The organism is Nocardia sp. NPDC004582 (genome assembly GCF_053602115.1).
This window is the reverse complement of the sequence record NZ_JBSGCY010000037.1, coordinates 14,307-35,304: the sequence shown is the minus strand read 5'-3', so window position 1 is coordinate 35,304 and position 20,998 is coordinate 14,307. Positions and strand designations below refer to the sequence as shown.

Here is a 20,998-nt window from a genome sequence, read left to right as displayed (position 1 = left end):
GAAGAGTCATGGATACCCTGCGTGACCGCCTCGCCCTGCGCGAACTCACCGAGACCTACGCCTCGCACGCCGACCGCCGCCGCGACAGCGCCATCGCCGAACTCTTCACCGAGGACGGCGCGTTGATCATCGAATGGGGATCCGGCCGGGCCGCCACCACGGTCCGCGGGCGTGCCGAGATCGAGGCCGCCATGAAACCCCTCGACCGCTACCGCGTCACCCAGCACCTCATCGCCAACCAGCTGCTCGACTTCTCCGGCGCGGCGGTTCGCGGCGAAACGTACTGCACCGCTTCCCATGTCTACGACGACGCGACCGGGTCCCGGATCTTTGTCATGAACATCCGCTACGCCGACACCTTCGCCCGCGACGGTCACCGGTGGCGATTCCGGGAACGCCGCCTGCACGTCGACTGGACCGAGGATCGCCCGCTCGCCACCCACGGGTAGGCGAACCACGCTGCGTTGATTCCCGCACAGCGACCGCGGAGTCCGTTACAGTCGCCGGGCAATCAGCGATGCCTTCTTCGATGCGCATTGTCAATCGACGTTCCATGGAGGGGTACATGAACACGATCACCCGCCACATCACGCGGCTGGCCGTGGCCGCGGCCGTCACCGGGGGCGCACTGGCCCTCGGCGCCGGCACCGCGGCCGCGGACGAATGGCCCGTGCAGCAACCCAACAGCGCCATCTACGTGCACGAGGCGAGCAACTTCCTCACCCCGGCCGACCTCGACTACTGGAACCCCCTGGTCGACCGGCCGCGTCTGACGTCCCCGTACGGCAACTCGACGCGCGTGGTCTGCGCCGGGTTCCACGGCGTGGACACCAGCTGCTTCCAGGCCGACGCCGACGGCAACCCGCATCAGCTGAAGCGGTTGTCGGCGAACTACCCCAACCTGACCGGCCAATTCGCTCCCGGCGGCGGCGTCAGCCACTGGGTCTATCCGGGGTTCATCCCCGGAAGCTGATCAGCGGCACCATCCTCGAAGCATGGCGAAGGGCCCGCCTCCGACCGGAAGCGGGCCCCTCGTCTCTTCCGAGTCCTACAGGTACTGACCCGTATTGGACTCGGTGTCGATGGCACGGCTGGCGCTGGCGTTCTTCCCCGTCACCAAGGTGCGGATGTAGACGATGCGCTCGCCCTTCTTACCCGAGATGCGAGCCCAGTCATCGGGATTCGTGGTGTTGGGCAGGTCCTCGTTCTCGGAGAACTCGTCCACGATCGAATCGTAGAGATGCTGGATGCTCAGACCCGGGTTGCCGGTCTCCAGGACCGACTTGATGGCGTACTTCTTGGCCCGGTCCACGATGTTCTGGATCATGGCGCCGGAGTTGAAGTCCTTGAAGTACAGGACTTCCTTGTCACCGTTGGCGTAGGTGACCTCCAGGAAGCGGTTGTCATCGCTCTCGGCGTACATACGATCCACCACGCGTTCGATGGTGGCCTGCACGCACTTGCCGCGGTCGCCGTCGAACTCGCTGAGATCGTCGGAGCGCAGCGGCAGCGTCTCGGTCAGGTACTTGGAGAAGATGTCCTGCGCCGCTTCGGCATCGGGCCGCTCGATCTTGATCTTCACGTCCAGGCGGCCGGGCCGCAGGATCGCGGGGTCGATCATGTCCTCGCGGTTGGAGGCGCCGATCACGATGACGTTCTCCAGGCCCTCGACACCGTCGATCTCCGAGAGCAACTGCGGCACAACGGTGGTCTCCACATCGGAGGAGACGCCCGAACCACGGGTGCGGAAGATCGAGTCCATCTCGTCGAAGAACACGATCACCGGGGTGCCCTCGGAGGCCTTCTCGCGAGCCCGCTGGAAGATGATCCGGATGTGGCGCTCGGTCTCACCCACGAACTTGTTGAGCAGCTCGGGGCCCTTGATATTGAGGAAGAACGACTTGGCTTCCTTGGCGTCCTCACCGCGCGCCTCGGCGATCTTCTTGGCGAGCGAGTTGGCGACGGCCTTGGCGATCAGCGTCTTACCGCAACCGGGCGGACCGTAGAGCAGCACGCCCTTGGGCGGGCGCAGCGCGTACTCGCGGAACAGATCCTTGTGCAGGAACGGCAATTCGACGGCGTCGCGGATCTGCTCGATCTGGCGGGACAGACCACCGATGTCCTCGTAGTTGACATCGGGGACCTCCTCCAGCACCAGGTCCTCGACCTCGGCCTTGGGGATCCGCTCGAAGGCGAAGCCGGCCTTGGTGTCGACCAGCAGCGAATCACCCGGGCGCAGTTTGCGAATCGGGCGATCCGGATCCTCGAGGTCGTCCACGTCGACCAGCGCGGACAGCGGGCCGGACAGCCAGACCACGCGCTCCTCGTCGGCGTGCCCGACGACCAGGGCCCGGCGGCCGTCGTCGAGAATCTCACGCAGCGTGCCGATTTCGCCGATCGCGTCGAAGTTCCCGGCCTCCACCACGGTCAGCGCCTCGTTCAAGCGCACGGTCTGGCCGTAGGTGAGGGTGGTGGTGTCGATATTCGGCGAACAGGTCAGCCGCATCTTGCGCCCGGAGGTGAACACATCGACCGTCTGATCGTCGTACACACCGATGAGAACGCCGTAGCCCGAGGGTGGCTGGCCGAGGCGATCCACTTCCTCACGGAGAGCGACCAGTTGCTGGCGCGCTTCCTTCAGGGTGTCCATCAACTTGGTGTTGCGAATCGTCAGCGAATCAACACGCGCTTCCAATTCCCGTGTGCGATCGGGCGTGTCGGCGAGTTGCCTCCGGAGTGCAGCTGCCTCGGCACGTACGGCCTCGAGTTCCCTCCAGGCTGCCGAATCCGAATGTTCGATGGGGCTCATGATGCTGCTCCTCCCAGTCCCGGTCTATCAACGCTACCGGGCTCTAACCGTTCCCGCTTTCCGACATGGTTTCGTCGTGATCACATCTAGGCTGCGGCCCACGGGCCGGACAGGCATGTTAGCCTGCCCTAACCTGTTTCCGGCGAGTTAACGCCGGTCCGAGCCGAAAGGTGCCGTTGATGCTCCTTCCCACCAGTCGTACTCCTGGTATGCGCAACGTCTCCCGGACGCTTCGTGTTTCCGTAGCTACCGTCGCGGCCTTCGCGGCCGTTACCGCAACTGTGACCGCATGTAGCTCCGACGACAAGGGTTCTACGCCCACGAATACGTCCGTGTCGGCCGCCGCCGCGCCCGCGCCGACCGCGGAGAGCCTGCAGAGCGTCCTCACGGCCTTCGCCGACCCGGCAAAACCGGCCGCCGACAAAGCCAAACTAGTCGTCGACGGCGACAAGCGTCTCGGAAATATCGAGACCATGAACCAGGGACTCGCCCATTACCAGGTCAGTTTCGCCGTCGGCGAGATCAAACAGGACGGCGCCAAGGCCGACGCCAAGGTCGGCGTGACCTCCCCGCACGGCACCATGCCCGACGTCCCGATGTCGTTCCAGTACACCGACGGCACCTGGAAGCTCTCCGACGCCGGCGCCTGCACCGTCCTCGGGATGGCCCGCGCGGCCTGCCGATAGCGCGAGCGAGCAAACCGATGGCACTTCGGGGCGGGCATCGGGTGATGCCTGCCCCGAAGTGCCATTCGTGAATTCGGGCCGGCGCGTTCGCGCGTCCGGATCAGCCCTTGGAGGGGCGGCGCTGCGGGCGCGGCGCGGTGACGCCGTCGGCCAGGCGGCGGGCCTTCACCAGGAACGCGGTGTGGCCCTGCATGCGATGTTCGGGGCGCACGGCCAGGCCGACCACGTGCCAGGGGCGGACCATGGACTCCCACGCGGTGGGCTCGGTCCAGCAGCCCTGCCGGCGCAGACCCTCGACCACCTCCGACAGCTGCGTGGTGGTGGCCACGTAGGCCAGGAAGACACCGCCGGGGATGAGCGCCTTGGAGACCGCCTCGAGCGCCTCCCACGGCTTGAGCATGTCCAGGACCACGCGGTCGACCTGCTCGCCGGAATACTCGGCCACATCGCCCAGGGTCAGTTCCCAGTTCTCGGGGCGTTCGCCGAAGAACCGCTCGACATTCTTGACGGCGTGCTCGGCGTGGTCCTCGCGGATCTCCCAGGAGATGACCTTGCCCTCGGGGCCGACCGCGCGCAGCAGCGAGCAGGTCAGCGCGCCCGACCCGGCCCCGGCCTCGAGCACCTTCGCGCCGGGGAACATGTCGCCCTCGTGCACGATCTGGGCGGAGTCCTTGGGGTAGATGACCGCCGCGCCGCGCGGCATGGACAGCACGTAGTCGGTGAGCAGGGGGCGCAGCGCCAGGTAGGGGGTGCCCTTGGCGGAGTTCACCACGCAGCCCTCGTCGGCGCCGATGAGGTCGTCGTGGTTGATGTGGCCGGCGTGGGTGTGGAACTCCTTGCCCGGCTCCAGGATCACCGTGAACTTGCGCCCCTTGGCGTCGGTCAGCTGTACCCGGTCACCGATCTGGAAAGGGCCGGTCCGTCTGGCCGTCATGAAACTCCGTTCTGCGTGTTGTCGTGAAACGTGCGTCGCTGCGATTGTGCTGCGGCGAATTCGTGCGCACCTTGTCGGTGCCTGCGTTTAGCCTGCCAGGTATGTCGGTCGACGCGATCAGTACCCCGGAGACAGAGCGGTTCGCGCCGCGGGGGCCCGCGCTGTCCCCTTCGCGCGCAATCGATTTCAAGCAGTGCCCGCTCAAGTACCGGCTGCGGGTGATCGACCAGATCCCGGAGCCGCCCTCGCGGGCGGCGGTGCGCGGCACGGTGGTGCACGCCGTGCTGGAGTCGCTGTTCGGGCTGCCCGCCACCGAGCGGGACGTGGCGGCCGCGGCCGCGCTCATCGAACCCGCCTGGACCGGGGTGCGCGAGTCCCGGCCCGACGTGGAGTCCCTGATCCCGGACACGGAACTGCCCGGGTTCCTGGCCGAGGTGCGCAAGCTGGTGGACGTGTACTTCCGGCTCGAGGATCCGGCCGGGTTCGAGCCCGAGTCGTGCGAGACCTTCATCGAGGCCGACCTGCCCGACGGCACGCCCCTGCGCGGCATCGTGGACCGGCTCGACCGCTCGGCCGACGGCGACCTGCACGTCATCGACTACAAGACCGGCAAGGCGCCGGGTCTGGCGTACGAGACCCGGGCGCTGTTCCAGTTGAAGTTCTACGCGCTGGTCCTGCTGCGCACCCAGGGCCGCGCCCCGGCCGAGCTGAAGCTGATGTACCTGGCCGACGGCGTCACCCTGACCTACCGGCCCGACCCGGAGGAGCTGCTGCGTTTCGAGCGGATCCTCTCGGCCCTGTGGGCGGCCATCGTGACCGCCGCCGAGACCGGTGAGTTCCCGCCCAGCCCGGGCTGGATGTGCCAGTACTGCGATTTCAAGCGACTATGCCCCGAGTTCGGCGGCACGCCACCGCCTTTCCCGTCCGGCCCGGTCGAATCGGATCAGGACGGGCCGGAACTCGACCCGTCCTGAGCTCGACGCGGATCAGAAGGCGCGGCAGGACCGGATATCGGTGGCCAGGATGGCCTTGGCGCCCAGGTCGGCGAGCCGGTCCATGAGCTCGTTGCCGTTCTTGCGCGGCACGAGCGCGCGCACCGCGACCCAGTCGGGATCGGTGAGCGGGGACACGGTCGGCGACTCCAGGCCGGGGGTGATCTTGACGGCTTCCTCGAGCAGCGCCTTGGGGCAGTCGTAGTCCAGCATCAGGTACTGCTGGGCGAAGACCACGCCCTGGATGCGGGCGACGAGCTGGTTGCGGGCCTTGTCGTTCTGGTCCGCGCCCTCGGCCTCGATCAGCACGCCCTCGGAGTCGCACAGCGACTCGCCGAAGGCGACCAGGTTGTGCTGACGCAGGGTGCGGCCGGAGCCGACCACGTCGGCGATGGCGTCCGCGACGCCGAGCTGGATGGAGATCTCGACCGCGCCGTCGAGGCGGATGACCTCGGCCTGGATGCCGCGCGCCTTCAGATCACCGCGCACCAGGTTCGGGTAGGAGGCGGCGATGCGCTTGCCGTGCAGGTCCTCGACCTTCCATTCGCGCCCGGCGGGGGCGGCGTAGCGGAAGGTGGAGCGGCCGAAGCCCAGGGCGAGCCGCTCCTGCACCGGCGCACCGGAATCCAGGGCCAGGTCGCGGCCGGTGATGCCGAGGTCGAGCTCGCCGGAGCCGACGTAGATGGCGATGTCCTTGGGCCGCAGGAAGTAGAACTCGACCTGGTTGACCGGGTCGAGCACGCTCAGTTCACGGGAATCGGTGCGCTTGCGGTAGCCCGCCTCGGTGAGGATGGCGACGGCGGATTCGGACAGGGCGCCCTTGTTCGGGACTGCGACGCGAAGCATGGGGAGGTCCTTTCGGAATGGGATGGGAAGACGGGGCCGACGGGAGGACGGAACGGTGCGCCGCACGGTGTGTGCGGCGCGACCGGTGCGTCACAGATGTCGGTACACGTCCTCGAGCCGCAGCCCGCGGCCCACCATCAGCACCTGCACCCAATACAGCAGCTGCGAGATCTCCTCGGAGAGCTCGTCGTCGCTCTGGTACTCGGCCGCGATCCAGACCTCGCCGGCTTCCTCGAGTACCTTCTTGCCCTGCGCATGCACGCCGGCGTCCAAGGCGGCGACGGTGCCCGACCCCTCGGGGCGGTTGGCGGCACGATCCTGCAGCTCGGCGAACAGGGCTTCGAAAGATTTCACGGGGAGTGATTCTCTCAGACGGGCGCACACTCCCCGCAATCGGTTATACGGTGAGCAGTTCGGTGAGTTCGGCCACGGCCAGCCGCAGCTGGTCGGCGAACTCGTGCATCTGCCGCGCGACGTGCTTGGGCGTGGCCAGGTAGAGGTTCCAGCGGTCGGGCAGCAGCACGTAGGCGATGCCGATGCACTTGGGGCTGGTGGAGCCGAAACCGAAGTACTGGATGTTCACCGACGGCGCGGAGCTGGTGCTCAGGTAGTCGTCGCGGGTGATGGTCCAGCCGGGGCTGTCGAAGAACGGCATCGGCTCGGTCGCGCCGAGCTGTTCGCCGCGGCGGCGCTGGATCCACTGCAGCTCCCACAGGTGCTGTTCGGGGGCCTCGCCGCGCTGGCATTCCTGGGCGCGGCGCACGTGCGCCTCGGCGGCGGTGCGCAGGGCCACCAGTTTGCGGTCCCGGTCCACGGCCGGATCCTCCATGGCGGCAACGAAATCCAGCATCTCCTGGGTGATGACGCGCATGGCCTCGGTGCGACCGTTGCGGAACTGGCGGGTGGCGATGGATTCGTAGGTCGCCCCGTTGAGTCCCTTGCTGCGGCGGTGCGCGAGCTGATAGCTCAGCTGCGCCAGCGCGTCCGGGGAGATGCCGAGCTGTTTGGCGCGCTGGGTGCCGAAGTCGAACGACACGGTGGAGGTGGCGGTGTCGGCGGCGAATTGGGCGAACGAGGCGGCGGCCGAGGCGATCTCGGAGCGGGCCTCGGGGCCGAAGGCGAACTCGACGGGCTCCACGGCGGGCAGGCCCTGCGCCTGCGCGCCGGATTGCGTGGCGTGCTCGCTCACGGGCGCTTCGAGCAGGGTGTCGACGAAGGACAGGATGGTGGTGCCGTCCAGGCCGCAGTGCTCGACATTGATCCCGGCCTCGCCGTCGGCGAACACGATGAACGACACCGCCTTGTCGAACCAGCGGTTGCCGCTGTCGCCGTGCAGCAGCTGGTCGCAGGCGTGCAGGGTGTCGCGCGGCGCGAAGTCCTCGAGGCAGACGCAGAACAGCGCGGTCTCGATGGTCTCGAAGGCGGCGGCGTTGGCGGGCCGCAGGGCGGCGTAGAGCGGGGCCCAGTCGGCGCGGGCCATGGTGGTGAGGTGCCCGGCGGCGGTATTGGTGGCGGCCCGGCGCGCGCCGGCCTTCATGACCGCGCGCAGGCCGTCGGTGAGGTCCTCGGGGGTGTGCGGCGCCCCGCCGGGTCCGATGACGTCCATCCGGAACATGTTGCCGCGGTAGAACACCACGATGTGGCGGGCTTCGGAGTGCCCGGGCCATGCCTCGCTGTAGGGCACGCGCACGGTGTCCTGCGGCGCGCCGGGAATGCGTGTTTCGGAGAACAGGAACTTGTTCTGCGCCATATTGAGTCGCGTGCCGCGCTGGGTGGCGGGCGGGATCTGTTCGGCGTCCAGGCGCAGCTTGTAGTTCACCGTCGCCGAGATCAGGGCGGCGGCACGTTCGCTCTGGTCGGAGCCGGTGGAGGCGGCCAGGGCGGTGTCACCGCGGAAGAGGAAGAAGAAGTTGGCGTTCAACGCGATTCGGTCGCGGCGGCCCAGGTAGCGCGAGGGCCAGAACTCGTCGAGCCAGCTGCCGACACCCGGGGTGGCGTCGAAGCGCTCCAGGTCCGCGTGCAGGGTGCGGGCGGGGCCCTCGGGGCGCAGCAGGTCCTCGACGGTGGCCGCGGTGGCGGCGTACTCGTCGGAGGTCAGCAGCGGCGCGCACCAGTGCAGGAAGCGGGTGCAGCTCTCCTCCAGGGTGGGCAGCGGGACGCGGGGCAGCTGCTCGTCGAAGGCGAAGGTGCTGTCGCTCAAGGGGTGTCCTCATGGTCGATGGGATTGGGGCAGCCTGGCCGTGCACACGTGTCACCGTCCCCCGGCGGTCACGCCACCATTCTTGCCATCGTTACCGTCGGGCGCCACATTTTCGCGTGAAACCGCCACGGACCGACCGGGATGTGGTTTTACTGCGCCACAACAGTTTTCATGCGGCTACCCGGTTTGCCCGAACCGACCGGTTCTGCTCACTCCGGATCGCCGAGTTCCTTCACCACCCGCGGCACGTCGGCGGCGGGCAGATAGCACGACGATTGTTCGAAGCCGCCGATGGTGTGAACCTTGTGGTCGGCGTACCCGATACGCAGGAAATCGTCACCGGCCAGACCGTGCACGGCCCAGTCGAAGGCCACCCGGGCGCGGGCGACGACGGTGCGCAGCGCCATGAGGTGGTAGCCGCGAGCCACGAATTGCGCTGGGACACCCCGCAATCCGATACCGAGCGGACGGGCCAGCGCGTCGCGCCCGCCCAGGTCGACCACCATGCCCAGGTCCGGATGCCGGTAGGGCGCCGGCGTGTCGCCGCGCAGCGTCGCGACCAGGTTCTTGCCCAGGTGCCGTCCTTGGCGCATGGCGTGCTGGGCGGTGGGCGCGCACACCTGGCCGTCGCCTTCGGCGGTATCGGGGACCGCGGCCGCGTCGCCCATGGCCCACACGCCGGGCAGGCCCGGGACCGACAGGTCGGCCTGGGCGATGATGCGCCCCTTGTCGGTTTCCGCGCCCAGATGCGCGGCCAGGGGGCTGGGGGCGACCCCGGCGGTCCACAACACCGTGCGGGACGGGATGAATCGGCCGTTGGTGAGTTTCACGCCGTTGGCGGTGACCTCCGCGGCGGAGGCGCCGGTGATGAGTTCGATGCCGCGTTCGGCCAGAATCCTTTTCGCCTCCGCGCCGAGCTTGTCGCCGAGTTCGGGCATGATGCGGTCGCCGCGGGTGACCAGGTGCCAGCGCACCATCCCGGACTCGACCTCGGGGAAGAACCGTCCGGCGGCGGCCCGGCAGACCTTGTTGAGGACGGCGGCGGTCTCGGTTCCCGCGTAGCCCGCGCCGATGGTGACGAAGTTCAGCCGTTCCCGGTCCTCGTCGAGGCCGCCGCGCATGGCGGCGATATCCAGCTGCCGCAGCACGTGGTCGCGCAGGTACATGGCCTCGGCCAGGGTCTTCATCCCGAATCCGTGCTCCTGCAACCCCGGAACGTCCATCACGCGGGTGATGGAGCCGGGTGCGAGGATCAGGTGGTCGTATTCGAGGACGGTTTCGCGGCCGGAGGTGCGGGTGCGGCGCACCACCACCCGCCGGGTGCCCGGCTCCACGCCGACGGCCATGCCGGGCACCACCTCGGTGCGGCGCAGCAGCCGGCGCAGCGGCACCGACACCGAGCGCGGATTGAGAGTGCCGGAGGCGACCTGCGGCAGCAGCGGCAGATACAGCAGGCCGGCGTCGGGCGATACGAGTTGGACGAACACCTCCTCCGGGCGGAGGCGTCGCTCCAGATAGCGGGCGCATTCCACGCCCGCGAATCCACCGCCGATGATCACGATCTTCGCTGGTGCCACGACTTCACCGTAGCTCGCACCGTCCGCTTTCAGGTGATTCCCGCGATTTCCGGGTCCGCGGGTTCAGTGTGCGCGCTCGGGGCCGGGTTTCGGGCGCGACAGGAACAGCTGCGCGTAGAGCCAGCCGTCGGATTCGGCGTCGGTGGTGTCGATTCCCTTGTCCGCCAGCGCGTTCAGTACCCGCGCCTGTTCGTCCGGGGAGGCGAAGCGGCGCTGCCGGTACACCCCGGGGGCGCGTTCGGTGTGGTAGCCGAGGGCCTCGAGGTGGGCGGCGATGGGGTCGAAGGCGAACATGCGCAACACGAAATGCGCCATCCACGGGAGTTTTCCGCCGTGGGCGCGCGCCACCCGCAGCAGGGTGCGTTCGGTGATGTAGCCGACGCAGCCGGTGGAGATGACCAGATCGGCCCCGGCCAGCGTCCGCCGCTGGGCTTCGGTGGGTTCGGCCGATTCCAGGTCGGCGTGCACGACCTCGTCGAGGAAACCCGCGGCGTGGCCGTAGTCGAGGGCGGGGCGGGAGGCGTCCATGCCGATGAAGCGGATCCCGGGCAGCCGGTCGCCGGAGCGCAGCAGGGTGCGGTCGCGGCCGAGCAGGGCGGCGAGGTCGTCGCTGTCGCGACCGCGGTAGTGGCCGGACAGGTCGGTCATGGTGGTGTCCAGGCGCAGCAGGGCCGCGTTGACGCCGTAGGAGCAGCCGAGGTCGAGGACCGCGGGCGCGGAGATGCCGGTGGCGGACCGGTATTCGTCGAGCAGTTTCTGGAAGTGCGGCTTCGCCAATTCCGGTATCTGGTAGTCCAATTCGGCCATGCGGGCGTAGTACGCGCGTGGATCGGGCCGGTCGTAGATGTCGTCGAAGGAGGCTTTTCCGGTGGAACTGTGTAACGAAACCGGCACGCGCTGGTCCCCTCTCAGTCGAGCAATCGGTCGCCGCGGATCTCGCCGACCGCCAGATGATCCGGTGTCACCCGCCCGAACAGCTGCCGGGTCCGTTCGGCGGTGCCGATCAGTCCCGGACTGTCGCTGTAGGCGAAGATCGCCGAATGCCGTTGCACCGCACCGTGTACCGGTGCGACCCGGTGCAACGAGAACCTTCCCTGGAACAACTGCAGGTCGCCGGGCCGCAGGGCCAGCCGGCGGATGAGCCGTTCGCCTTCGCCGGTGAGCACGGCGCGCACGTCGGCGAAGTTCTCCGCCTCCCGGGACCGGATGCCCGGGCAGTACTCGAACACCCCGCCGTCCTGCGGCTCCTGGGTGAGCATGCTGACGGTGAACTCATTGGTGTCGAAGTGCCACGGATGCGATTGCCCCGGCGCGACCACATTGAGGCACAGCCCGGCCAGCGGATCGCTGTACTCGTGCAGGTCGGCCAGCCCGAAGCAGTCGGCCACGAACCGCTGGAACCGGGTGTCGGTGTAGAGCCGGTGGATCAGCGCCTCGCGCGGAATGAGATCCCTTGCGACGAAGGCATTTCCACGCTGCAGCACGATCCGGCCCGGATGATCGGTGGGCAGCCCGGCGTCGAAGGGAATGTTGTACGCGTTGACGTTCTCGACGGTGTAGTGCGCCCGCGGAGCCAGCTCCTCCCCCTCGCTGCGCAGCGTCTCCACCAGCTCGGGCCGGATGAACCCGCGCAGGACGCAGCATCCGCCCGCCGCCAGCTCGGCCCGCGCCCCCTCCACCGCCCGCAGCCACCCGTCACTCCCCGGCGAATCCAGTGGATACCGCCCGACATCCACCCCCGGCACGCTCCCCTGCCCAACCGCAACCATGTGCCCATTCTTACGAACCGACCGCCCGACACGCCCGAAAAGCTCCCCGATTGTGAATTGCCACTTTTCCTGCGCCCCACCATTTTTGATGTGGTATTGGCACCACGAGGCAACGGGCCGGACGCCGTTTGACAGCCGCGTTCAGAGGGGTACACCGGTAGTGAGAGGACCGGTCACATGGGCAGTCACGGATCGTGGGAGACCGTCAACCGGGCACTGAATCGGGTGTCCGGGCCGGGTAAGCGCGGGACCGAGTGGACGACCTATCTGTGCCCGGTGCACGAGGCGGACGGCTGGCGGCATCGGCCGTCACTGGGGGTCGTGTACAACCTGTCGCGGCAGCGGACCGTGGTGCGGTGTTTCGCCGGGTGCTCGGATGTGGAGGTGCTGGAGCACATCGGATTGCGGGTCCGGGATCTGTTCGACGCGCCCCCGGAGCCGAGGCGGGGCCAGCGGCCCAGCCCGCCGGAACCGGCGCTGGCGGATCGGGCGATTCTCGCTGCGGGGCTGGCGCTTTCGGTGCATCGCAAGGATGTCGGGCCGCGGATCGGGAGGCCCCGGCGGATGGCCGCGTATGTGTATCGGTGGCCGGACGGGAGTGCCGCGGGGTGCGTGGTGCGGGTGCGGACCTTGCACCGGCAGGGGTATGTGAAGTCGTTCTATCAGCGGCGGTTGACCGAGAACGGATGGGAGTTCGGAGGTTTCGCGCGGCTGCCGTTCCATCTGCCGGAGGTGATCGAGGCGGTGGCGCGGGGGCGCGAGATCTACGTGTGTGAGGGTGAGGCGGATGTGCTGACGGCGACGCAGGCCGGGTTGACGGCTACCTGCAACGCCGGGGGCGCGAGCGCGTGGTATCCCGAGCACGCACGGTGGCTGCGGGGAGCGCGGCGGGTGTGGGTGGTGGCGGATCGGGATGCGCCGGGGTATCGGCACGCGGCGCGAGTGGCGCGGTCGCTGGTCGACTCGGTGGCCCAGGTGCGGGTGGTGCAGGCGCGGGACGGCAAGGACCTGACCGATCACTGCAATGCGGGGCATCTGGTGTCCGAGTTGGATCCGGTGCCGGTGCTGGACGCCCATTTTCGCAGCGGTTCGACACGCGCAAGATGAAGAGCCTCGCTGAGCCCCGGTCAGGTCGCGGCGATGCGCCGATCCAGTTCGGCGATCAGGCGTTTCGCCGCCACCATCCGGTAGGCGTCCGCGACGATCTCGGTGATCTCGTCCCAGTCGACGTCCACGTCCAGATACACCCCGAGCCACCCGCGATGCCCCACATACGGCGGCCGGAAGAACCGTCCCGGCTCGGCCGCCACCAGTTCCTCCTGCACCCCGGCCGGCGCCGCGCACCAGAATCCGAGCCGCTGGTCGTGGTGGTGGTCGGCGAACATGACGAACATCTTCTTCCCGCCCGCGAACCAGGCGGGTTCACCGTGGCTGACGCGTTCGCTCACCTCGGGCAGCCCGGCGCACACGCCGCGCAGCGATTCCAGCGCCTTGTCCATATCCGCAGCGTAGGCGACTGGGACCGGCCGGCCTTGGACGAATGGGAAGGGGTCAGGAATGCGCGCGTACCAGGTCGTGCAAGTGCGCGAGTTCGAGCCCGACCAGGCTGTCGCGGAAGGTGCGGCCGGGCGCGTCGGGCACCGGGACCTCGCACGGCACCACCAGCAGCGCGCACCCGGCTTCCTGCGCCGCGATCGATCCGGTCGGCGAATCCTCGATGGCCACGGTGAATTCCGGTGCGACACCGAGCAACCGCGCGGCGCGCAGGTACACGTCCGGCGCGGGTTTGCCGTGGGGCACCTCGTCGGCGCACACGGTCGCTCCGAAGTAGTCACGCCCGATGGTGTCGAGGCCGTATTCGGCCAGGGACCGCTTGGTATTGGTCACCAGCGCCATCGGGATCCCCGCCGCGCGCAACAGGTCGAGGGTCTCGCGGGCGCCCGGACGCCAGGGCACCGGTCCCTGGAACAGCTCGGTCACCCGGGCTTCCATCCACTCCGAGGCGCGCTCGACCGCCTCGGGCGTGTGCTCGATATCGAGTCCCTCGAACAGAATCCGGTAGGCGTTCGGCCCGGACGCGCCGATCAGTGCGTGCCGCACCGTGTCGGTCAGCTCGCGCCCGTACTCCCCCGCCAGCTCCCGCAGTGCCATGTCCCAGAGCTTCTCCGAGTCCAGCAGGGTCCCGTCCATATCCCACAACACCGCGTCCAACCGCGCCACCGACCCGAGCTCCTTCCGCAAACCCTCACCCACCGGCGTCCGTGGAACACGCGCACCGGCCCCGCCGCGCGCGGAGCCGGTCCAGCCTATCGGGGCGCGGTCACCGGCCCCGGGGCACGCGGGTCTACAGGCCCGAGGCCGCGATGGTCAGCCGCCCGCCCGAGGAGTCGGTCTGGATCCAGCGGTTCTCGGTGGACACCTGCCCCGACTTGGACACGTAGGTGAGCGCGACCACCGCGCGATTGTCGCCCTGCGGCGTCACCGCGCCGACGCTCACCGAGCGGATGCCGCCCCAGAACTGCGCATAGCTGTTGTAGCCGCCGGTGGACGCCTGATAGCCGGGCGACAGCATCGACCACGCGCCGCTGACATTGCCGGGCAGCATGCCGTAGTAGCCCTGGATGAACGAGGTGACCGACGCGGCCGACGGCGGACCGGCCGGAGTGGTGGTGGGCGGAGCCGTCGTCGGGTGCGCCGAGGAACTCGGGGCCGCCGACGAGGACGGGGCGGGCGTGGTGGTCGGCGCCTGGGTGGTCGCGCCCGCGCCGGTGTTGTGGGTGGGCTGCTGCCCGCCCTCGGCCGGGCCGAGGTTTTCCGGCGAGGTGGCCGGGATCGATCCCGCGGCCGTCACCGAACCGCCCCGGTCCGCCTGCGGCGTGCCGCCGCCACCGCTGTTGCTGTTGACCGCCAGCGCGATCACCGTCGCCAGCACGATCGCGCCGACGACACCGGCCGCCACCAACAGCAGCTGACGCGGATTGCGTTGCCCGCCACCGGTTTTCACACCGGAGCCGATACCCGGCGGCGGCACCGTGCCACGCCCGCCGGACCCGCCCGCCGACATGTCGACATGCATGGTGGGATCGGCGGCATTGCTCGGCGCACCCGTGCGCGACCCCGGCAGCACCGTCGTGGCCGCAGCATCGCCGACCGCGGCGACGGCGTTCACCGGCGGCAGCACCTTGGTCGGCTGGACCGGCACGGCCGGGGCCCGTCCCTCGGCGACCGCGTGCAGCCGTTCGGCGGCCTGTTCCATGGTCGGGCGGTCCGCCCCCTCGGCGGCGAGCAGATCCATCAGCACCGGCGCGAGGGTCGCGGCATGCGCGGGCCAGGGCACCTGCGCCCGCGCCACCGAATGCAGGACGGCCAGCGGATTGTCGCCCTCGCCGAAGGGCGGCTTGCCTTCCACGGCCGCGTACAGCGTGGAACCCAGGGCGAAGACATCGGAGGTCGGTTCCGGATTCTCGCCGCGCGCCACCTCGGGCGAAAGGTAGGCGGGGGTGCCCGCCAGGAATCCGGTCGAGGTGACGGTGACGTCCCCGGTGGCCCGGGAGATGCCGAAGTCGGTGATCTTCACCGTCCCGTCGTCGGCGACCAGGATATTGGCGGGTTTCACGTCACGGTGCACGATCCCGGCCTTGTGGGCCGCGGCCAGCGCCTCGGCGACCTTGGCCCCGATCCGCGCCACCTCGACCGGCGGCAGCTGCCCCTTCTCCCGCATGAGCGCGGCCAGGCTGACCGCGTTCACGTATTCCATGACCAGCCAGGGCTGGCCGTCCTCCTCCGCCACGTCGAACACGGTGACGGCATTGGGATGGTGCAGGCGCGCGGCGATGCGCCCCTCACGCATCGCCCGCATCCTGGCCTCCACGGCCTGCGACCGGGTCAGACCCGGCGTCAGCAGCAGCTGTTTGACCGCGACGGTGCGCCGCAGCCGAACATCGGTCGCGCGCCACACGACCCCCATCGCACCGGTGCCGATCGGATCCGTTAGCCGGTACCGCCCCGCAATCAGCCGGTCTGAGCTCATGTGGTTGTACCCCTCCTGCTGGCTTCCGCGCCGAGCACCCTGCAACGCTGCGCGAAAGCCCGAAACCTGGTGAAGATATTAAGCGTTGAAGTACTTGGCTTCCGGGTGCAGCAGCACGAACGCGTCGGTCGACTGCTCCGGATGCAGCTGCAGCTCCTCGGAGAGGATCACGCCGATTCGGTTGGCGTCCAACAACTCCACGAGTTTGGCCCGATCCTCCAGTTCCGGGCAGGCTCCATAGCCGAACGAGTACCGTGCGCCACGGTAGCCGAGTTTGAAGTAGTCGAGCACATCGGCGGGATCCTCATCGGCGACCGAATGCCCGTCCAGTGTGAGTTCTTCCCGGATCCGCCGGTGCCAAAACTCCGCGAGCGCCTCGGTGAGTTGCACACCGATGCCGTGCACCTCGAGGTAGTCGCGGTAGTTGTCGCCCTTGAACAGTTCGTTGGCGAAATCGGCGATGGGCTGACCCATGGTGACCAGCTGGAACGGCATCACGTCCACCTGCCCGGTTTCGACCGCGCGCTCGCGCGAGCGGATGAAGTCGGCGATGCACAGGAACCGGTCGCGCTGCTGACGCGGGAATGTGAAGCGGAAGCGTTCCGGCGCATCGGGTTTCGGCTCGGTGAGAACGATCACATCGTCGCCCTCCGACACCGCCGGGAAGTACCCGTACACCACCGCGGCGTGCTGCAGCACGCCCTCGGCGATCAGCCGATCCAGCCAGTACCGCAGCCGCGGCCGGCCTTCGGTCTCCACCAGCTCCTCGTAGGAGGGGCCCTCGCCGCCGCGCTGACCGCGCAGACCCCACTGGCCCAGGAACAGGGCACGCTCGTCGAGCAGCCCCGAGTACTCGTTGACCGACAGGCCCTTCACGATGCGCGAACCCCAGAACGGCGGGGTCGGCACCGGCAGGTCCGCGGCCACGTCCGAGCGCGCCGGCACCTCGACCGGCACCTCGGCGGCCTTGCGCTCGCGCGCGATCCGCTGAGACCGCTCGTGGCGGGCCTTGCGCTCGGCGGCCTTGGCGCGGGCCTCGGCGGCCTCGGGCGAATCCGGGTCGAGCGCGCCGCCGCGTTTGACGGTCATGATCTCGTCCATCAGCCGCAGGCCCTCGAAGGCGTCGCGCGCGTAGTGCACCTCGCCGTCGTAGACCGCGGTGAGATCGTTCTCCACGTACGCGCGGGTCAGCGCCGCACCGCCCAGGAGCACCGGGAACTGCTCGGCGACGCCGCGCGAGTTGAGCTCCTCGAGGTTCTCCTTCATCACCACGGTGGACTTCACCAGCAGCCCGGACATGCCGATCACATCGGCCTTCTTGTCCACGGCGGCGTCGAGGATGGTCGAGATCGGCTGCTTGATACCGAGATTGACGACCTCGTAGCCATTGTTGGACAGGATGATGTCGACCAGGTTCTTGCCGATGTCGTGCACGTCGCCCTTGACGGTGGCCAGCACGATGCGGCCCTTGCCGGAATCGTCGGTGGCCTCCATGTGCGGTTCCAGGTAGGCGACCGCCGTCTTCATGGTCTCGGCCGACTGCAGCACGAACGGCAGCTGCATCTGGCCCGAGCCGAACAGCTCACCGACGGTCTTCATACCCGACAGCAGGGTCTCGTTGATGATCTGCAGCGGCGGCACCTGCTGCATGGCCTCGTCGAGATCGGCGTCCAACCCGGCCTTCTCACCGTCCACGATGCGCCGTTCCAGGCGCTCGAACAGCGGCAGCGCGGCCAGTTCCTCGGCGCGGGAAGCCTTGGAGGAGGCCGCCGAGACGCCCTCGAACAGCTGCATGAGCTTCTGCAGCGGGTCGTAGTCCTCGGTGCGCCGGTCGTAGACCAGATCGAGGGCGACCTGGCGCTGCTCCTCGGGGATCCGCGACATGGGCAGGATCTTCGAGGCGTGCACGATCGCCGAATCCAGACCGGCCTCGACGCACTCGTTCATGAACACCGAGTTGACCACCTGCCGCGCGGCGGCGTTCAGGCCGAACGAGATGTTCGAAAGACCCAGCGTGGTCTGCACATTCGGGTGCCGCTTCTTGAGTTCGCGGATGGCCTCGATGGTTTCGACACCGTCGCGGCGCGACTCCTCCAGCCCGGCGCCGATGGTGAAGGTCAGCGTGTCGATCATGATGTCCGACTCGTCGAGACCCCAGTTGGTGGTGATGTCCTCGATGAGCCGCTCGGCGATCGCCACCTTGTGCTCGGCGGTCCGCGCCTGGCCGTTCTCGTCGATGGTCAGCGCCACCACGGCCGCACCGTGTTCGGCGACCAGCGCCATGGTCTGCTGGAATCGCGAATCCGGGCCCGCACCGTCCTCGTAGTTCACCGAGTTGACCGCGCAGCGACCGCCCAGATGCTCCAAACCGGCCTTCAGCACCGGCATTTCGGTGGAGTCCAGCATGATCGGCAGCGTCGACGCCGTCGCCAGGCGCGAGGCCAGCTCGGACATGTCGGCGGTGCCGTCGCGGCCCACGTAGTCGACGCACAGGTCGAGCATGTGGGCGCCGTCGCGGGTCTGGTCCTTGGCGATGTCGAGGCACTTCTGCCAGTCGCCGGCCAGCATGGCCTCACGGAAGGCCTTGGAGCCGTTGGCGTTCGTGCGCTCACCGATCATCAGGATCGAGGCGTCCTGTTCGAACGGGACCGAGGAGTAGATCGAGGACACGCTCGGCTCGTGCACCGGATTGCGCTTGCCCTGTTCGGTTTCGCGCACCGCCTCGGCGACCTGGCGGATGTGCTCGGGGGTGGTGCCGCAGCAGCCGCCCACCAGCGACAGCCCGAACTCGGAGACGAACTGGCTCATGGAGACGGCCAGCTCCTCCGCGGTCAGCGGGTACTCCGCGCCATGGGCGCCCAGCACCGGCAGACCGGCGTTCGGCATCACCGACACCGGCAGCTGCGCGTGCTTGGACAGATGGCGCAGGTGCTCGCTCATCTCGTCCGGGCCGGTGGCGCAGTTCAGCCCGATCATGTCGATGCCGAGGTTCTCCAGCGCGGTCAGCGCCGCGCCGATCTCGGAGCCGACCAGCATGGTGCCGGTGGTCTCCATGGTGACGTGCGTGATGATCGGGATCCGGCGGCCCGCCTTCAGCATGGCGTTGTGGCTGCCGGTGACCGCCGCCTTGACCTGCAGCAGGTCCTGACAGGTCTCGATGAGGATGGCGTCGGCGCCGCCGTCGAGCATGCCGAGCGCGGCCTCGGTGTAGGCGTCGCGCAGCGAGACGTAGGGCGCGTGACCCAGGGTGGGCAGCTTGGTGCCCGGGCCCATCGAGCCCAGCACGTAGCGCGGAGTGCCGTCCGCGGACTTACCCATCTCGTCGGCGACCTCGCGGGCCAGGCGGGTGCCGCGCTCGGACAGATCGCGGATCCGGTCGGCGATGTCGTAGTCGGCCAGGTTGGGCAGATTGCAGCCGAAGGTATTGGTCTCCACGGCGTCGGCCCCGGCCTCGAAGTAGGCGCGGTGGATGTGTCGCAGCACGTCGGGGCGGGTTTCGTTGAGAATCTCGTTGCAACCCTCGAGGCCGCGGAAATCGTCGAGGGTGAGATCCGCGGCCTGTAGCATCGTGCCCATCGCACCGTCCCCGATGACGACACGCCGTTTGAGCGTGTCCAAGAAGGTGGTGTCGAATTCGGCGCGGCTGCGTACAGACATGTACTCAAGAGTAGTGGGAGCGGGCGACAATCCCCGCGTCGGTGTGGTGTCGCGGCGCGACCCGCACATTGCGCGTCGCATGCACATGGGGTCTTGCCACACCGTAGGCTGACCGGGTGAACGCCAGTGAATCCCCGGTGCCACCCGAATCGGACCTGCCCACGCTGCGGGATCCGGTGCTCGTGGCCGCCTTCGAAGGCTGGAACGATGCCGCCGACGCCGCCAGTGGCGCGGTCGAACATCTGGAACTGATCTGGGACTCCCAGCCGCTGGCCGAGCTCGATTCCGAGGACTACTACGACTATCAGGTCAACCGCCCGACGGTGCGCCAGGTCGACGGCGTGACGCGCGAGATCGTCTGGCCCTCGGCCATGCTCTCGGTCTGCTCTCCCCCCGGCAGCGACCGGGACGTGGTGCTGCTGCGCGGGGTGGAACCGAATATGCGGTGGCGCAGCTTCTGCAAGGACATTCTCGAGTTCGTGGAACAGCTCGGGGTGTCCACGGTGGTGATCCTCGGCGCGTTACTGGCCGATACCCCGCACACCCGCCCGGTTCCGGTCACGGGTACCGCCTATAACAAGGAAGCCGCCGAGCGCTTCAATCTCGAGCAGACCCGCTACGAGGGACCGACCGGTATCACCGGGGTGCTGCAGGACGCCTGCGTGCGCGCGGGTGTGCCGGCCATCTCCTTCTGGGCCGCGGTGCCGCACTATGTGTCGCAGCCGCCCAACCCGAAGGCCATCATCGCCCTGCTGCACCGGGTCGAGGACGTGCTCGATGTGGAGGTGCCCCTCGGCGCGCTGCCCGAGCAGTCCGAGGAGTGGGAGGTCGCGGTCAACGAGATGACCGCGGGCGACGAGGAGATCGCCGAGTACGTGCGCTCGCTCGAGGAGCGCGGCGACGCCGAGGTCGACATCAACGACGCCATGGCCAAGATCGACGGCGATGCCATCGCCGCCGAGTTCGAGAAGTATCTGCGCCGGCGCGGCCGGGGCGGCTTCGGCCTCTGACCACGTCATCCCACCATGTCCACTTCGGGGTGAATGTCCCGAAGTAGCTCGAAAATCATTGCCGCACCTGCGTTCTGGACGCGGGTGCGGCGGCGTTCCGGGCGGGGTGCGGCGCTAGTGCTCGACGGCCCAGACCTGGGCGGCAGCCTCGTGGGCCAGTTTCGCGATCAGCAGGTCGCGCGGAATGGTCTGACCCGCAAGGTGATCGAGCGACGGCACCACCACGTGGTGGGCGTCGGCCCGTTTGAGTTCGGCGGTCAGCTCCGCGAACGCGGTGCCATCGCCGGCGGTCGATTCATGGAAGGTGGCGGCGAAGCAGAGGCCCGCGGACTGAGCGAGCCCGCACATGGCGTTCTCCAGCTCGTCGCTGCGGCCGTCGGCCAGATCGTCACGCACGTACCCATAGATCAACGCTTCCACCCGAACCTCCGTTGGATTGGGGATCGCTGTCCTGACGTGTGCCCTGGTAATCAGTTTGGAGTTTTTGC

19 protein-coding genes are annotated in these 20,998 nt (G+C 68.6%); 6 read left to right on the top strand and 13 right to left on the bottom strand.

The window, feature by feature from the left end:
- Positions 1-8 precede the first annotated feature (8 nt).
- Positions 9-449: a nuclear transport factor 2 family protein gene (locus tag ACWELJ_RS13600; protein WP_452366467.1), complete on the top strand. Its 441-nt coding sequence runs from the start codon at positions 9-11 to the stop codon at positions 447-449.
- Positions 450-565: 116 nt separating this feature from the next.
- Positions 566-973, top strand: a complete 408-nt coding sequence (locus ACWELJ_RS13595; RefSeq protein ID WP_452366466.1) for a hypothetical protein — start codon at positions 566-568, stop codon at positions 971-973.
- A gap of 75 nt (positions 974-1,048) precedes the next feature.
- On the opposite strand, the gene arc is transcribed toward ACWELJ_RS13595, so the two are convergent.
- The gene (arc, locus tag ACWELJ_RS13590; RefSeq protein ID WP_452366465.1) at positions 1,049-2,809 is read right to left on the bottom strand and encodes a proteasome ATPase; all 1,761 of its coding nucleotides are present in this window, start codon (positions 2,807-2,809) and stop codon (positions 1,049-1,051) included.
- 332 nt (positions 2,810-3,141) lie between these two features.
- Here arc and ACWELJ_RS13585 point away from each other — a divergent pair, with 332 nt between their 5' ends.
- Positions 3,142-3,495 (top strand): hypothetical protein, encoded by a 354-nt coding sequence (locus tag ACWELJ_RS13585; protein WP_452366464.1) that lies wholly within the window; start codon positions 3,142-3,144, stop codon positions 3,493-3,495.
- Positions 3,496-3,595: 100 nt separating this feature from the next.
- On the opposite strand, the gene ACWELJ_RS13580 is transcribed toward ACWELJ_RS13585, so the two are convergent.
- Positions 3,596-4,429: a tRNA (adenine-N1)-methyltransferase gene (locus ACWELJ_RS13580; RefSeq protein WP_452366463.1), complete on the bottom strand. Its 834-nt coding sequence runs from the start codon at positions 4,427-4,429 to the stop codon at positions 3,596-3,598.
- A 101-nt stretch (positions 4,430-4,530) separates the two neighbouring features.
- On the opposite strand from ACWELJ_RS13580, the gene ACWELJ_RS13575 reads away from it, so the two are divergent.
- The gene (locus ACWELJ_RS13575; RefSeq protein ID WP_452366462.1) at positions 4,531-5,403 is read left to right on the top strand and encodes a RecB family exonuclease; all 873 of its coding nucleotides are present in this window, start codon (positions 4,531-4,533) and stop codon (positions 5,401-5,403) included.
- Between the two features lie 12 nt (positions 5,404-5,415).
- On the opposite strand, the gene hisG is transcribed toward ACWELJ_RS13575, so the two are convergent.
- From hisG to ACWELJ_RS13545, 6 genes are all read right to left on the bottom strand, one after another.
- Positions 5,416-6,267: an ATP phosphoribosyltransferase gene (gene hisG, locus ACWELJ_RS13570; RefSeq protein WP_452366461.1), complete on the bottom strand. Its 852-nt coding sequence runs from the start codon at positions 6,265-6,267 to the stop codon at positions 5,416-5,418.
- Positions 6,268-6,357: 90 nt separating this feature from the next.
- Positions 6,358-6,621 carry a phosphoribosyl-ATP diphosphatase gene (locus tag ACWELJ_RS13565; protein ID WP_357085381.1) on the bottom strand — a complete coding sequence of 88 codons (264 nt, stop codon included), beginning with the start codon at positions 6,619-6,621 and terminating at the stop codon, positions 6,358-6,360.
- A gap of 43 nt (positions 6,622-6,664) precedes the next feature.
- Positions 6,665-8,467 (bottom strand): choline/carnitine O-acyltransferase, encoded by a 1,803-nt coding sequence (locus tag ACWELJ_RS13560; RefSeq protein ID WP_452366460.1) that lies wholly within the window; start codon positions 8,465-8,467, stop codon positions 6,665-6,667.
- A gap of 209 nt (positions 8,468-8,676) precedes the next feature.
- Positions 8,677-10,044, bottom strand: coding sequence for an NAD(P)/FAD-dependent oxidoreductase (locus tag ACWELJ_RS13555; RefSeq protein WP_452366459.1), 1,368 nt, complete (start codon positions 10,042-10,044; stop codon positions 8,677-8,679).
- A gap of 63 nt (positions 10,045-10,107) precedes the next feature.
- Entirely contained in the window at positions 10,108-10,938 is an 831-nt protein-coding gene (locus ACWELJ_RS13550) for a class I SAM-dependent methyltransferase (protein WP_452366458.1), read from the bottom strand.
- 14 nt (positions 10,939-10,952) lie between these two features.
- Entirely contained in the window at positions 10,953-11,813 is an 861-nt protein-coding gene (locus ACWELJ_RS13545; protein WP_452366457.1) for a HalD/BesD family halogenase, read from the bottom strand.
- 177 nt (positions 11,814-11,990) lie between these two features.
- Here ACWELJ_RS13545 and ACWELJ_RS13540 point away from each other — a divergent pair, with 177 nt between their 5' ends.
- The gene (locus ACWELJ_RS13540; protein WP_452366456.1) at positions 11,991-12,920 is read left to right on the top strand and encodes a toprim domain-containing protein; all 930 of its coding nucleotides are present in this window, start codon (positions 11,991-11,993) and stop codon (positions 12,918-12,920) included.
- A gap of 20 nt (positions 12,921-12,940) precedes the next feature.
- Here ACWELJ_RS13540 and ACWELJ_RS13535 read toward each other — a convergent pair whose 3' ends face one another.
- From ACWELJ_RS13535 to metH, 4 genes are all read right to left on the bottom strand, one after another.
- Entirely contained in the window at positions 12,941-13,312 is a 372-nt protein-coding gene (locus ACWELJ_RS13535) for an MmcQ/YjbR family DNA-binding protein (RefSeq protein ID WP_452366455.1), read from the bottom strand.
- A 52-nt stretch (positions 13,313-13,364) separates the two neighbouring features.
- Positions 13,365-14,033: an HAD family hydrolase gene (locus tag ACWELJ_RS13530; RefSeq protein WP_452366454.1), complete on the bottom strand. Its 669-nt coding sequence runs from the start codon at positions 14,031-14,033 to the stop codon at positions 13,365-13,367.
- Positions 14,034-14,157: 124 nt separating this feature from the next.
- On the bottom strand, positions 14,158-15,843 hold the full coding sequence (locus tag ACWELJ_RS13525; RefSeq protein ID WP_452366453.1) for a serine/threonine-protein kinase: 1,686 nt from the start codon (positions 15,841-15,843) through the stop codon (positions 14,158-14,160).
- Positions 15,844-15,921: 78 nt separating this feature from the next.
- Positions 15,922-19,500 (bottom strand): methionine synthase, encoded by a 3,579-nt coding sequence (gene metH, locus ACWELJ_RS13520; protein WP_452366452.1) that lies wholly within the window; start codon positions 19,498-19,500, stop codon positions 15,922-15,924.
- A gap of 116 nt (positions 19,501-19,616) precedes the next feature.
- Here metH and ACWELJ_RS13515 point away from each other — a divergent pair, with 116 nt between their 5' ends.
- Entirely contained in the window at positions 19,617-20,510 is an 894-nt protein-coding gene (locus ACWELJ_RS13515) for a PAC2 family protein (RefSeq protein WP_452366451.1), read from the top strand.
- Between the two features lie 114 nt (positions 20,511-20,624).
- Here the strand turns inward: ACWELJ_RS13515 and ACWELJ_RS13510 are convergent, their stop codons facing one another.
- Positions 20,625-20,930: a hypothetical protein gene (locus ACWELJ_RS13510; protein ID WP_452366450.1), complete on the bottom strand. Its 306-nt coding sequence runs from the start codon at positions 20,928-20,930 to the stop codon at positions 20,625-20,627.
- Positions 20,931-20,998 lie beyond the last annotated feature (68 nt).